Source organism: Brevibacillus schisleri (assembly GCF_055685845.1).
Window position 1 is genome coordinate 3,364,230 of record NZ_JBVNDM010000001.1, and the last position, 15,727, is coordinate 3,379,956.

Genomic DNA, 15,727 nt, shown 5'->3' on the forward strand with positions numbered 1-15,727 from the left:
CGAAAAAGAAAACCTTCTATCATTTACATAAAATCGCCAAAAAATCGTAGACATAGCCCTGACTGACTTCTGCGCGAATCGGCTCCAAACCGCTAGCTCTGAGCTGCTCCAGTGCAGTCTTCTTGGTCAATAGCTCTCTGTATCCCAAGTTGATTTCAGGGTGAACCTCGTAATAGGCCCGAGTCAAAAAGCTATCCATGGGAACGACCAAAATCATATGTCCATCTTCTTTACAAAATTGTTTATGTACGGACAAGATTTCGTTCTTCTCTTTAAAATGTTCAATCAAGCCAAAACTGCAAACAACATCAAACGTTTCTGCCAGCTCTAACGTAAACAGATCTTGGAGTACATAAGTAATATGATCGGCATGTTTATCCGCTATCTTGTTATAGGCGTCGAAGGAGGTTTGGCAATTATCTACCAAAACCCCGCTCCCTTGGTACATGGTAAGCAAAAGACGCGTCAAAAATCCGGTACCCGCACCAAGCTCAAGCATTCTTGGCTCAGTCTTGATCTGAACGCCTCTTAAAAGCTTTCGCAGCACGTCACCGAGCACCAATCCTAATAAGTGAGCATTTTCACTTAACAAATGACGGATGTTTTGAAAATAGATATGCGTATCGAGACTTGGGATCTCCCCGTTGTGTAACCTGGTAAAGTACTCGGTCCAATCAAAATCTGCACTTGTATTTTTCGTCGTATAAATCATTTTCTTCACTCATTTATAAACCGATTTTGACTGGATAAAGTTCACGATATTGTTAATGGTATTGAAATTCGAAATTTCCATTTCGTCGCTTTCGATGGTCAAGCGAAACTCGCTCTCAATGAAAGTGACGAGTTTCATGGCAAACAATGAATTGACGAAGCCGAGCTCAAAAATATTGTCGTCATTCGTGAAATCAACATCATCATCGAATACGACCAGATTAGCCAGAATAAACTCACGAATTTGTTCATGAAGTTGCATAAGTAAACGCTCCTTTTTTTGGGGTTTTCATTGTGATTACTGAACGAGAACATTGATGTAAGGGGGAAACTTTTGTATCTGGGTCAAATCGTTTTCCAAAATGACAAAGCCGTCTTCTTCTTTGGAGACTTCCTTGAAATTAGAAAAGCGATAGGATACATACATCATCTTGTTTCTCTCCGTATTTTTAAAGTCAGCTAGCAGTCTCTTGTTGGCTAGCTGTGCCTGCTGCATGATATGGGTTAGCAATACGGTACCAACACCTCTGGAAATCACTCTGCACGACATAATAAGCAATTTGATATGCCAATGAGTTTCGGTTATTTCAACCAATGCGATTCCTATTTTCCCGTATGACCCGTATTTATCTGTGAGCTCGCAGACATATAATTTGTGGTCGGGTGAATTTCGGAAATAATTGAGCTCATCGTAGCTGTAAATCCGTCCCGTCGAGTTCAATTGATTGGTGCGAACCGTTAGCTCTTCTGCGCGTTTCAAGCAATCTTCCTGCGCCTCGCTGATGATAAACTTCATGTCTAACGTTTTTAAAAATTCTTCGTTTGTCCCTGTGAAGGATTCCTCCTCCTGCTTGCGCTGAATGTCTTGTAGATACATTTCCCGCCTTTTTTTCGAATCTTCTGTAATGAAAGCTGGAGTCAACGAAGGGTGGGACAACAACTCTGTATATCGGTCGACGTGGACACAATTGATAGATTCATGTACGCTTTTCACTTCATCCAGTTCAAAGGGCTGATCATCGATAAACAAAAGGGTATCCATCCCAATATTAATCGACTGCTGGATAATCCCTACGGATTTTGACTTGGGCTCCCAATGAATTTGCGGGTAAAGAAAATAGCGGTCAATCTCAAATTCTTTCAGCTTGCGCATCGCGTCATCATAATTGTTTTTACTCGCAATCGATTGCAAAATGCCCCTCTGATCAAGTTGTTCCAATATTTCTTTGATCCGAGGGTTTAAGGCTACATCGTCCCCTTCCGATAAAACGCCATTCCAAATTGTATTGTCTAAATCCCAGACTACACATTTAACCCCATTTTTAATATCCATCTGCATGTTCCTTTACTCGAATTTCGATTTGATCCACTTAAAACTACCTGGTAGTTTGTGCCAATCCAGCCGTGTAATCAAAGAATCCTTTTCCGCTTTTCTTTCCGAGTAGTCCAGCATCTACCATTTTGACTAACAGCGGGCATGGACGATATTTAGGGTCGTTAAAGCTCTCATACAAAACTTCAATCGAGTGTAAAATAGTGTCCAATCCGATCAAATCAGCAGTCGCTAACGGTCCCATTTTATGGCTAAATCCTAATCGGAATATTTTGTCGAGGTCCTGAGGCGTCGCCACTTGATCATGAATCGCCCAAATACATTCATTGATCATCAGCATCAGCACGCGGTTCGTCACAAAACCCGGGGAATCATTGACCAGCACAGGCTTTTTGTCGATCGACTCCAGAAAGTTTTTGATCGTTTGGATGGTTTGTTCGGAGGTATAGTAGCCTTTGATGATCTCTACCATCTGCTTAAGTGGCACAGGATTCATGAAGTGCATCCCGATAACATTTTCCGGCTTGGGAAGCAGTGAGCCAACCTTGGTGATGGAGATGCAGCTTGTGTTGACTCCATATATCGTGTCTTGAGGGCAATGTTCTTTCAATTCTAGGTAGACTTGCTTTTTTGCCTCCCAATTTTCCGTGATGTTTTCAATCACGAAGGGAACGGTATAAAAATCGTCGTAAGTTGTAGTAAACACAACATTGGAAAGCACTTGCTCAATGTCTTTTACTGGAATCTCTTTTTTCATCAGCTTTACAAGCTTAAAATCTTCTCTCATCTTCTGTTTTGCTTTTTCCAAAATGTCGGGATGCAGGTCCTTCAAAATGACACGGTATCCATGACTCGCCAGATCCAAGGTCAAATCCGATCCCATAATCCCTGCTCCGATAATCCCAATCGATTCGAATGTTTTCATCTTCAACAATCATCCTTTTTTTGTAGTGGAGGGCTTAACGAAATCATTCTATCCTATGGCTTTTTTCTCTCTCTCCTCTCCCTTGTCAGATTAGGAGATCCTCTGTTCTGTTACACATGCTGTTTCAACTGTTCATGGGTAATTTGACCAACTTCCATTTTTAAAAGTTGATCGGCTACATGGAAATACCTATCGTCATGGGTAATGGCAATGACGCATTTTCCTTTTTGTTTCATCTCAGGGATGAGATTATAGTAGAAATATTCTCTGAACTCAGGGTCCTGATCGGCAGCCCATTCGTCAAAGAAATAGATAGGTCGATCCTCCATACAACTGATAAGCAAGGCCAATCTTTTTCTTTGTCCCGTGGACAGATTGACGGTACTGAATCCTCCATGCTGGATTTGCAGCTTATGGTCCATGCCTAATTTCAGCAAATATTCTTGAATTTCTTGTTCTTTCATTTTCACGTCGATGCCATACATCTTTTCAAAGAGGTGAAAATCGCTGAATATGGCCGCAAAATTTTGACTTAACTCTTCCAGTTGCTGACCATTCATTAAAATTTCACCTTGGTCAGGTTTGTACAACCCTACCAACAGTTTACCCAGAGTTGATTTTCCGCTCCCGTTTCCTCCTGTAATGAAGGTGACTTGCCCGGAATGGAAGCTCAGATTAACGGGCCCGACTGTAAACTGTTCTCCCTCTTGGTTTTTGTAATGATATTCAACATCTTTGGCCTCTAAGTGAATGATCTCGCTTGCAGGTGGTGCCTCTTTGACTCGCTCTGATTGTGTTGTCTCACCTGTTTCCAACTGCCTCGACAATTCGTTTAATCGGTTCCAGCTAATCCTGACCCGAATAAAATTAGGGATCGCGTCCAAAACGCCGTGAACAGGACTTGTCATATACAAAAACACAAAGATATACGCTCGTAAGGAACTGTTTGCAATGTCATCAAAGACGACAGGAAAAACAAACGCAACGACCCCGATCACAAAGGTAAACAAAAGTTCGCCCATAACAAATACATTGGCGAAGCTCAAATCTCCCTGAATCCGTTTAGTCCGGTACGTGTCACAGCTTTCCTGCAGCTCCTCCTGAAATTGTCCTTTTTTACCTTTGTGGATGCTAAGCTCCTTGAAACCGCCAATCATGTGATTAATGAACTTGAAAAACGTGTTTTGAATATCCCTGGTTTCTTCCCAGACGCGATTGGCGTACCTTCCTGCCATAAAATAAAGGCCGGCAGCGACCATAATAACGAAAATGGAAATCAGTAATCCGTAAATATTGACCATCCCTAAATAGATGAAACAGCACAGCAACGTAACCAAACTGGTGACCCCGAAAATGAGGATGTTGGACACACCGCTTATCGTTTCTGTATCGTTGTTCAACACGGAATAGATTCGTTCTTTTTCAATGGTTTCAATATTTTGATACGGAGATTTCAGTATTTTATCAATCAACTCCGTTCTCTTTTGGAAAACCATCTCATTTGTAATCGTAATCAGTTTAGCCCGTACCAATCTTTGTCCAAAAACATAGATGACGATTCCCATCACAAAAAAGGATAGCAATCCGCCCTGAAACCGGTCGGTATGGTTAAGCGCCTCGTTAATGATAAAAATTATCAAGGCATTGCCCAATCCACTCACCGTACTAAGGACGATAATGGGAAAAAAGGTGCGATCATGCGATTTTGGAAAGACCACCGTTATGAAGTAATAGAACGCAAACAAAACAATCCCGACAAATAAGCTTTGAATGGCGATGACAAAACTTGAAGGTGCCCAAACGTCGACGAAGTCCCATGAGACCCCGTCAAATAAAACCGAAGGAATTTGATAAAAGCAATACCCTGACAGCCCCAGACACAGAAGCAACAGCACAAATCGATACGCATTTTTCCCGAATCCCCGGGATCGCATCCTCTTTTTTCGGGCGATTTCGCCAAGCGCAACAATGGCAAACCATGCAGTAAGCAGGATCAACGGTATCGCAATGCACAGGATGGCAACCGACACTTTATCCACACTGCTGTAGAGATCGGAAACATTTTCCGGTGGTTTCTTTTGTCGCAGGATTTCCATGATTCCTTGGCCCATTGCCTGCGTGTGGGCAGAGTTGATATTCGTTAATACCGCTACTCCGAGTTTCTCCCCCGGACGTATTACTACTGAGGAAGAGTAATTCGGATTGCTTCCGCCATGAGAGAGTTCGCCACTGCCTTTTTGGTAGACGAACCAACCCGCCGCATACGAGGAACTATCTATATTCGGAAAAACGGAACGATCCGGCTGATGGGACCGATTAATCAACCCGCTGCTCACATTATTATTTGTAATCGAGCCTAGCTGACTTTTGAGCCAGATTGCCATGTCATCGCTATTGGAAATGATATATCCGGCTGGCGTATTGCCGCGATACACAGGAGCCTGGTATTCTCTCGCCCCCAAAAACCCGATTTTATAGCCTTTTGCCATCTCATGCCGTTCGGCTTCACTTCGGAACAAATAAGAGTGATTGAGTCCAATCGGCGTCAACACGTTGTCTTTCACATACTGTTCAAAAGGCTCACCCGTTACTTTTTCAATGACCAAACCTAGTACATCGTAGTTCATGGAAGCATAAAGAAATCTTTCTCCGGGGGAAAAGTCCAATGTCTGCCCTACGACTTTGCGGACGGTTCGCTCCAGCGCGTCAGACTCTTCGCCGACTGGAATCTCACCAATCGTATGAAAAGGAATTCCGCTTGTATGATGGAGCAGTTGCTCCAATGTGATTTCTGGCGTATTTCCTTCAGCATCCTTCACCTGAAACCAAGGGAGGTACTTTTGCACAGGATCTTTCAGATTGAGTAATCCTTGTTCCTCCAGCGACAATATCGCCAGACCCGTAAACGCCTTGGTGGTGGACCCAAGCTCGAATAAAGTTTGTGAGGTCACCGGGCTCTTTGCTGCCAAATCCGTATAACCAAACCCTCGGTTGTAGACGGTTTGTTCCCCTTTTACTATGACAACGGAGGCTCCCGGGATCTTGCCATCCTGCATTTTTTGGTCAATCCACGATTCGATTGATGCGATTTCTTCTTTACTCAAACTACCTTCTACTGCCGTTTCTGCCTGTAGCTGCAGGGGGAAAATCATGGTGAGCAGAAGCAAAACAAGCCATGCCGAGATCCCTTTTCTCATAAAATTAACCTCTCATCACAAATTTTCCGCCCTCAAATGAAGAGATTGTCTAACTCTTCCTGCGAAATTTCTACCGTTTCAAAATCGGAAGGAGTAAACTCTTTCGACTCTTTCTGACTGCAGTACAGGATGATCTCACCAAGCTGCCTTTTAAAATGAGCCAAAAATTGTTCCATGCTGCTATCCTTATATTTATTCCGGCTAAAGGTCAGCCGTATTTGCAAACGGCTATCCAAAATAAAGCAATTCAAATCGATTAAACAAGTCAGCGGATTGTCTTGACTTGTGCTTTGCTGGACAGAACCCCCCAACAATTTTACATATCCACCTTCAAACTCTTGTGTAAACTCCCCCAGATAATTAAACCTAATCGTCTTGGGTGAAAGATATCGGATAGACTTTGCAAGGTAGCGTGATATTCCATAACCGATGCCGTTATTTGGTACCTTTCTCCGTTCCTCTTTGACGTGCTTGATTTGTTGGGACAGACTACCATCGGTTAAGGAGATGCCCAATGGATAGAGACTGGTAAACCATCCGACCGTCCTGGTAATGTCCAACGTGTCCTCTATCTGTTCTCGCCCATGCCCTTCCGTCTCGATCAGGATATCCGTACTTCTCGTATATTCTTTGATGGTCAACAGCAAAGACGCAAGCAACAAATCGATCGGTTCTGTATTGTAGGAAACATTGGCTTCCGACAAGAGGGCAAGCGTTTCCTGCTTACTGATCTCGGCTGAGAGCGTACAACTGCTCGCTATACTATCTACACCGAGATCATGGTCAACAGGAAAAGGAGTGAACTTTTGCAGTATAGTCTGCCAATACCCAGATTCTTTTTCGCCCTCTTCTCTCCAATAGCTCTGAAGGAACTCCGTCCATTTCTGATAGGAATGCGTCTTTGGAGGGAGCAACGCATCTTGTCCAAGACTGATTTGTTTTAGCAACGTGTTTAAATCTTCTACAATGATTCGCCAGGACACGCCGTCTACCAACAAGTGATGGGCCACAAGCAGAATATTCCGCGAGCTTCCAACATCGATTACACATGCTTTTAACAAAAGATCCTGGAATATATCAGCGCTATCAGCGAGTTCGTAGGCAACCTCCATCAGCTTGTCTGACTGCTCGGAATGAGAAAAGCCTGTGAAATCAAGCTCTTTGATCCTAGGCAGATCAAGAAGGTGGTTATTATTGTAAAACAACTCGCCTAGGTTAGACTTGGCGTTTATTCGCAAGCCGTCATGATGTTCGATTAGCTTGAAGAGTGTTCTTTCTAGGATCTCAACCGTAATCCCCTGATTGATTTCCACCAAGACACACTGATGATAATGATGCGGCTTGGGGAATTTCTGGGAAAAAAGCCACGATACGATTGGCGCAGGTAATATACTTCCCTCGGCTAATCCCTGATCAATAACAACCAGCGGAACCTCGTCAACGAGCAAAGCCATCTCTTCCAGAATGGGGGTTGACAGCATCTCTTTTATTTTTATCCGGTAGCCTTTGACATTCAGTTTCGACGCTATCTGAATGGCCTTGATAGAGTCCCCGCCCAAATGATAGAAGTTGTGCTTCCTCCCTATCTTTTCAACTCCTAGGACTTCTTCTACTGTCTGGATGAACTGCTTTTCTTTTTCGGTTGAATAAGTCGTATATTCTGTATTTTGCGTCAATGGCAGTTCCGTTTCTGCCAATAAACGCGTGTCGACCTTTCCATTTGCTGTTAGCGGGATTTCTTCTACTTCTATAAAATGCTGTGGAATAAGGTAAATCGGCAATTGTTGTCCAAGATGCTGCTTCAAGTCATCAGTGGAGATATTACCTTTTGCAACGTAATAGGCACATAGGATGACATTCTTGTTCTTGTCCTCCCGATCCAAGACAACAGCGTCTTTTACCTGCGGGTGCTGGATCAACTGGGTTTCTATTTCTCCTAGCTCAACCCGATGTCCCCTGATCTTGATTTGCTGGTCGCCCCTCCCCAAGTACTCCAGCTTGCCATCCGGTAAGAATCTTCCCAGGTCTCCCGTCTTATACATCCGCTTGCCGATAGCGAATGGATCGTTCAAGAATTTCTCCTTGGTAAGTTCAGGATTGTGATGGTACCCTCTAGCCACTCCATCTCCTGAAATATAGATTTCACCCACAGCGTATGTCGGAACAGGATCCATGTTTTTGTCCAATACGTAAATGCAGACATTATCGGCAGGTTTGCCAATTGGCACCGATACTCTCGTGTCACTCTCAACATCATAAGAGTGAATCATACATCCAACCACCGTCTCGGTTGGCCCATATTCATTCAAGATCTCTATATTGCCTCCAAAGCTGTCATATACGCTATTGGCAAGGCTAACCTTCAGATTTTCGCCGCCAACAATAAATCTTTTCACGGAGCTATTCCTGTTGTCCCGATCCAGCACCAAGGACAAATGAGAAGGCGTGAGCTTGATGATCGACGCTTTGTTTTCTTTTAAAATGCGGAACAGCACATACTCGTCTTCTGTTTGGCTATAAACCAGAACTGTTCCTCCACAGATCAATGGAGTAAAAACAGAGGTAATTGTCAGGTCGAATGCTAAAGAGGAGTAGAGCGCGAACATCTCGTCCTCGTGTTTGACGTACATTTTCTTCGCCCAGTATATATAGTTGACAAGCCCGCGGTGCTCAACCATCGTTCCCTTCGGCCTTCCGGTAGAACCAGATGTATAGATCATGTAAGCCAACTCCGAAGGCTTACTCTCTACTAGGATATTGGATGATGGATAATGATCGTAGTTGACGTCCGTTAGGCTGATGATCTGTCCGTCGAAACCAAACTCGTCCATGACAGCCACATTCGTTAGCAAGATTTTTGTGCCGGAGCTTTGCAAAATATACCGTATCCGCTCAGTTGGATTATCAGGATCAATTGGCATGAAGGCTCCGCCGGCTTTTCCAATGCCGATAATCCCAATCATGGTTTCCATAGAATGTGTGGTCAGCATGCCCACAATTTTTTCTGGTCCGATCCCTTGTTCCCTCAAATATCTGGCAAGCTGATTGGCCTTCTCGTTCAGTTGCCGATAAGTCAGCCACTCTTTGCCATTTTGAATCGCGATCTTGTCTGGTGATTTTTCCACTTGTTCTTCAAACAGCTGGTAAATTGTTTTGTCCCTCGGATAAGGTGCAGCGGTATCGTTATAGTCTTCAACTAGTTTTTTATACTCATCCTCGTAGAAAACCGTAAGCTGCCTGATTTCATCATTGGGATTGGACACAATTTTTTGGATCAGCGTAGTCAGACGAACGAACAGATCATGGATTTGCTCTTCGGTGTAATCGTTCATTTTGTAGTCAAAGCTAATGCTGATGCTGCCTGAATCCGACCATTCCTTTATCACCATCTGCATGGAATAAATCTGGGACCCGCTGTAGAACTCAACATTCTCGACCGGATGTCCTTCCCATTCGTTATCGAGTGTCGTGTTGTAATAATTGACACATACATCAAACAATTGGTTGTAACCCTTCTTCTTTAGCTCCATGTCCTGGATCAACAGGTCATACGGATAGCGTTGATGAAAAAAACAATCCTGCAGCTCGCTGTTGACCGCATCTATCATTTCCGTAACTGACCAGCCAGGCTCAATAGTAAACCGAAACGGCATCGTACTGGTAAACATGCCAAACATGCTCTTTTGCTGTTTACCAGATCGATTGATTACAGGTGTGCCTATCACGAGATCGTCTTGACCAGTCATCTTGTGAACATACAGCAAATACAAGCCTACCAAAACTGTATTCAACGACCACTTATTGGCTTTGGCCCACGCTTTGATTTGAGCAGAAAGATTAGGGTTCCATTCATATGTGATGCGGTTTCCCGCTAAGTCGTCAGAACTTTTTTCCAAAAACGAATCAGGTAGGACTCGAAACTTCTCATTCCAAAATACTTTGTTTTTCCGGTACCGATCCGACGAAAGATAATCTCGCTCGTGGTCGATGTACGTCAAGTAAGTGGGAGATTGATGCTCTCCTACTTCCTCTTCGCGCAAAAGTTTGCTATAGATTTCTCGAATATGATCGGTCATAATATTGATCGACCATCCATCTGCGATTATATGGTGAAACTTGGCCAAATATCCATTCTCACTGTCTGAAATTCGAAACATGGCAAAATAAAAAAGCCTTTCGTTTTCGATGACGAATGGCTTTCTCGCTTCCGTTTCTACCCAATTCTCAAATTCCTTATGTGGTTCATTGTACAAAGTGAAATCTCTAAAATCTAATGGGATATCCTCAAGATGACTCACAAATTGCTGGATCTCCCCCATTTGGTTAACAAATCTTAAACGTAATCCTTCATGCCTTCGAATGAAGAGGTGTATAGCCTTTTCAAGTATTGAAAATTGAACAGGCCCTTTTATTTTTACGGTTCCACCAATATTATGCAAGGGGGTTTGGGGATATATCTGCTCGATCAACCAAATTCTCTTCTGGGGATGGGTTAACTGGTAAAAACATAATGAATCCATGTATAGCAATTCCTCCATCTCGTGAAAACCTTTTTGGTTTTCGATTCAACAAAAAAACGGCAAAGCTCCGCCACTTCGTGTATTTTCCAGATAATACACTCGTGCTCACTTTCCCGTATGACCCCTTCATTCCTCTAATGTGCCTAAGCTTCAATAGATTCACTCAGGTTGCTATATTTTTTAGATTGAAATAGGGCTTATCTGCACTAATAAATCTCTCATTTCATCCTATGTTCTATTTTTGTGAGTAAGTGTCCGTGTTTCTTTTAACGATATTTTAATGGGTCAGGCAACTTTTTTCAAGCTTTTTCCACATTTCTATATAAATTCCAATACCTAAGACAATCTCTACATGACTCCATTCTTCTAGAATTGATTACGCTCTATCTGCTGCTGAGTTTTTCGGTTTTCGTCATTCTCAACCCCAACAATCTTGAAAGTTCCATCTGCAGGACTGAAAGTGATGTGGGCGTTCCTAGCGAATCGGTTGTTTGCCATGCAGTTGATATCCTTTTATAGGTTGGCTTTTGATTGGAACGATGCATCTTCTTGAAGTGCCAATAAACATCGAAGGATTATTATGCACATAAGTAAACTGGTTCAAGCGCAGCTTATTTCACTTTCCCTCCTCCCTAAGGACAGAGCCAAAGAAGTAAAAAACCCCGATAATAAACATTATCGGGCCAGACTGAAGAGAAACCCCCTTTTGGGGGATTTCTTTTGGTATTGTTCCAGCACGAAGTGCTGAAAAAAGGATAGCCTGCACCTAACTTGCTTTCGCTAGGTGTAGTGCTATCCTTTTAATGTTTTGTACTGTTGCTGTCATCAATACTTGCTCTTGGACATTTTCGCGTCCGCGTAACCTACAATAGCGAAGCCCATGCAGTTCTTTAGCATCTGCAAAGCTTCGCTCTATGGTTTGGTATCTTAATCTATATAAATATTTCCCCATTTACTTAAACGGTTCTGTCGAACCCATTCCTTACTCTCTTCCCAAACGTGCCTGCTTATCACCTTTTGGTGATTTTTAGATCGGGTACACTCAGAAAGCCTTGGACAAGTTTTACATATTTCTTTATTGGACTTATACATCCTGTATCCGTTTCGATCGGTAGTCGAATAAGTAAGCGTATGTTTTTGAGGACATGTGTACACATCGCACTCCAGATCATATTTAAAGCGCCATTTAGCAAAAAGACCTTTAACAGGTGTAAAGGCACGATGACCGATGACAGCAAATACATTTATATCGTGAAGTGCCTTGCAGATTGGAGTAGTTAAATAACCAGCATCTAATGCAATAGCTTCAATTGTATCCTGAAACCCAAACTTCTCGATTTGGAGATTCAGCCTATCTATGTAAGGAACGGAATCATGGACATTGCCAGCAGTGACATGGACATCGGTAATAATATTGTACTTATGATCGACAGTCCGGTGATCGAGATAGAAAAAGCCTTCGGGCTTGCTGTCTCGAACCATGTAGCCACTTTCCGGATCAGTGGTACTCACCTTGATTTCCTTTTCTTCCTTCACACCCTCTCTAGGCTTCAATCCTTTTTTCCATGTACCTCACGGTCTTCATTAATTGCTACCTCTAAATCTTTGAGATAGGCACGACTCGTTTTCTCGATGACATGCTTCTTAAATTTTCGTTTATTCGCATTTGCTTTAAGATGCGTAGAATCACTTATCAATACACGGCCAGCGACCATTCGATGCTGAATCGCCAAGCGCACAATTTCATCAAAAATCTCCTGAAAAACATTTGTATTTTTAAAACGGGTTCGACGATTCCAACTGATTGTTGTGTGATCTGGAACTCGATCTGTTAAAGAAAGGCCAAGAAACCAACGATAGGCGATATTAGTCTGGATTTCTTTTTCGAGCTGCCTCTCTGAGCGGATACCGTAAAGGTATCCAATGAAAATCATTTTAAATAAAACAATAGGATCAATGGAAGGTCTACCGTTATCCTCGCAATAATATTGACGTACTTTTTCCCGGATGAAGGAGAAATCTATATGTTTCTGGATGACTCTTAATAAATGGTCTTCTGGGACCAATTCATCAAGGCACACAAATTCGTAATGCATTTGCGGATTTTTATCATTGGAGGTAAGCACAATTATCACCTACTATAAAATGTAATTATAAGAATTATAACAAATTAACTCGGTGTCGTATTAAAACTAAGTGAAATAAAAATGGCTGTCGACTTTCTCGACAGCCTGCCCCGATAATAAACATTATCGGGCTTAGATGTACAGTTTTATAGTTTAGTAGATTTGATCATGTTGGGCCAGATAACAATGATTATGGGCTACGTATTCGCCGAACCGTTGGTATGCGTAATTTTCGATTTACAATAGATCATCTAGTAACATCTTAATTAAAAGAAATTGTTGTCACCGTAGTACAAACCCCTGTAGGAAAACAACATTTCCTACAAAATTATTTATTCAGCAAGATTAGATTAAGAAAAATGACTTCAACCTATTACACATAATTATTATTTTGTGCAATAGGATCGAATACGAGGATGATTTACACGATCTACAAAAGAAAAAGCCTCATCGTCGTCCGATGAGGTCCTATCATCATTACTTCCTCGCCCAATCAGCGATGGCCTTTATGTCTTCCGGTTTTGTTCTGCAGCAGCCGCCGATTAATCGGGCGCCAGATTCATACCATTCAAGGGCATTGTTGCCATAGCCTTCTCTAGAAGATGCTCCGTACCACGTCTTGGTTGTCGGGTCATACCGCTCCCCTGCATTCGGATATACGACGATCGGCTTCATTGTGCAACTGCGTATTTCCTGAACAAGCCTAGGAATATTCCTGGGCGACGTGCAGTTAATGCCCAAAGCGGCTATTTGCTCTTTTTTATCTAGCCATATTGCACATTCCGTGATCGATGTGCCGTCTGATATATGCAGTTCGTCTTTTGCACTGAAGCTGATCCACGCATAAACTCCAGGAAATTCTTCCAGAAGTCTGACAAGTGCTCTGGCTTCGCTCAAGCATGGTATCGTTTCGCAGGCAAGTATATCGGCGCCTGCATCAATCAGTGCTTTCATCCTAGGCCTGTGGAAATCGATCAGTTCCTCTTCGCTCAGTTCATAAGCTCCTCGGTATTCGGAGCCATCAGCCAAATAAGCACCATACGGACCGACTGAAGCAGCTACAATAGGCTTTGGCCGATCCAGGCGGCCATCTGAGTTTTCCCAAAATTCATCCCGTGCTTGTACGGCTATCTGAACGGACGCCTGAATGAGAAGAAGCGCATCCCTCTGGCTCATTCCCCGCCGGACAAATCCTTCCACCGAAGCCTGATAGCTGGCCGTGATCGCGCAGTCAGCCCCCGCCAAAAAATACTCCGTATGCACACGTTTAATTAACTCGGGATTTTCCATCAGCACTTTTGCTGACCATAGGCTATCGTTCAGATTGCATCCGTGACGCTCAAGCTCAGTGGCCATGGCGCCATCGAGGATCATCATCGGAAATTTCTCTAAAATCGTTGCAATCGGATTCATCGTACGCCGAACCTACTCTCGTTCTATTTTTCATTTCCATTACATCCTCAATAGAGTCGCTGGTTTTGGTGATTTGCTTTTTGCGATTTTTGATATAGTAAAATAAGTAGCAACCAGCCATAAATGCTATACCGCAATAGATCGCAATCCGTTGACTTGGGTCAAAAGCAAGTCCGACACAAGATGCGAGGCATAAACCAAAAGCGGCAATCGGTACAAGCGGGTACAGAGGCGTGCGGTATTTCAAATCGTTGATATCATTGTTTTCCTCAAGAAAACGCTTACGAAACATAAATTGGGACGCTGCAATTGCCATCCAGACAACAACTACGGCAAAACCAGAAATCGAAACAAGAACGAGATATACCGTGTCAGCAGCAAACACACTGGACAGAAGCGATAAACACGCAATCAACATGCTAATGATCAAAGCATTCATCGGTACACCTTTGGAATTTACTCTCCCCAGTCGATGGCTGATCATTTTTTCTTTCGAAAGAGCCCACAGCATGCGGGTTGAGGCATACAAGCCCGAGTTAGCTACGGAAAGCAATGCCGTAATAATGACAAAATTCATAATATCGGCCGCGTAAGGCACCCCGATGTTGTCAAAGACCAAGACAAACGGGCTTTCAATAACGCCAGCTTCTCTCCACGGAATTAAACCAGCTAGTACAAAAATGGCACCGATAAAGAATATCATCGTTCGCCAAACAATGTTCGTCATCGTACGGGGGATACTCTTCTCCGGGTTTTCGCTTTCCCCAGCAGTGATCCCGATTAGCTCCGTTCCCGAGAAGGCAAAGTTGACGGAGATCATCGTCATCACTACAGGGAGAAATCCGTTCGGGATAAGACCGCCCTCTCCAAAAAAATTAGACAACATGGGAGCGGGTGATCCCGTTTTCAATGGAAGAAATCCGAACATCGCAGCGCCGCCCAAAATGATGAACAAAATAATCGCAATGACCTTCACACCTGCGAACCAAAATTCAGTTTCTGCAAAAAACTTGACGGAAAGCGCGTTTGCTATAAAGATCACTCCACCAAAAATAGCGCTCCACATCCACACAGAGGTGTCCGGAAACCATCGCTGCATCAAAAGACCAGACGCTGTAAATTCAGAGCCTACTGTAACCACCCACGTCAGCCAATACATCCATCCTACTGTAAATCCGGTTGCTGGCCCGATATATTTAGTGGCGTAGGTTTGAAAAGAGCCGGTTACAGGCATGGCAACTGATAACTCCCCTAGGCACAACATGACAAGATACATGATTAAGCCACCCACCAGATAAGCAAGAAGCGCTCCCCCAGGACCTGCCTGATTCAGGGTATAGCCAGAGCTTAAAAACAGCCCTGTGCCAATTACCCCTCCCAGGGAGATCATAAACAAATGTCTGCTTTTCATCGTACGACGTAGTTCGGTCTGACCTTTTTCATTCATGTGTCTCATGTTGTTCCACCCCTTAGTGAAATGAATGTTTTTCAGGCATGGCGGT

Annotated in this window: 8 protein-coding genes and 1 pseudogene; all 9 read right to left on the reverse strand. The window is 43.2% G+C overall.

Going from position 1 to position 15,727, the window contains the following annotated elements; genetic code table 11:
- Nucleotides 1-19 precede the first annotated feature (19 nt).
- The 9 genes and pseudogenes from ACUUHJ_RS16020 to ACUUHJ_RS16060 all read right to left on the reverse strand — a co-directional run bounded on the left by ACUUHJ_RS16020 (nt 20) and on the right by ACUUHJ_RS16060 (nt 15,681).
- A complete protein-coding gene (locus ACUUHJ_RS16020) occupies nt 20-712 on the reverse strand; it encodes an SAM-dependent methyltransferase (RefSeq protein WP_088907631.1) in 693 nt (230 codons plus the stop codon).
- 9 nt (nt 713-721) lie between these two features.
- Complete coding sequence (locus ACUUHJ_RS16025) at nt 722-973, reverse strand: phosphopantetheine-binding protein (protein ID WP_047069454.1); 252 nt, start codon at nt 971-973, stop codon at nt 722-724.
- 36 nt (nt 974-1,009) lie between these two features.
- Nucleotides 1,010-2,044, reverse strand: coding sequence for an HAD-IIIC family phosphatase (locus ACUUHJ_RS16030; protein ID WP_056487510.1), 1,035 nt, complete (start codon nt 2,042-2,044; stop codon nt 1,010-1,012).
- Between the two features lie 43 nt (nt 2,045-2,087).
- Nucleotides 2,088-2,969, reverse strand: a complete 882-nt coding sequence (locus tag ACUUHJ_RS16035) for a 3-hydroxyacyl-CoA dehydrogenase family protein (RefSeq protein WP_472299334.1) — start codon at nt 2,967-2,969, stop codon at nt 2,088-2,090.
- A 110-nt stretch (nt 2,970-3,079) separates the two neighbouring features.
- Nucleotides 3,080-6,166, reverse strand: a complete 3,087-nt coding sequence (locus tag ACUUHJ_RS16040) for a cyclic peptide export ABC transporter (RefSeq protein WP_472299335.1) — start codon at nt 6,164-6,166, stop codon at nt 3,080-3,082.
- A 32-nt stretch (nt 6,167-6,198) separates the two neighbouring features.
- Entirely contained in the window at nt 6,199-10,704 is a 4,506-nt protein-coding gene (locus ACUUHJ_RS16045) for an amino acid adenylation domain-containing protein (RefSeq protein ID WP_472299336.1), read from the reverse strand.
- Between the two features lie 748 nt (nt 10,705-11,452).
- Nucleotides 11,453-12,782: pseudogene (locus ACUUHJ_RS16050) on the reverse strand (IS1182 family transposase).
- Nucleotides 12,783-13,289: 507 nt separating this feature from the next.
- Complete coding sequence (gene mmuM / locus ACUUHJ_RS16055; RefSeq protein WP_472299337.1) at nt 13,290-14,225, reverse strand: homocysteine S-methyltransferase; 936 nt, start codon at nt 14,223-14,225, stop codon at nt 13,290-13,292.
- Nucleotides 14,158-15,681, reverse strand: a complete 1,524-nt coding sequence (locus ACUUHJ_RS16060; protein WP_289672897.1) for an amino acid permease — start codon at nt 15,679-15,681, stop codon at nt 14,158-14,160. The genes mmuM and ACUUHJ_RS16060 overlap by 68 nt, the downstream gene beginning before the upstream one ends.
- Nucleotides 15,682-15,727 lie beyond the last annotated feature (46 nt).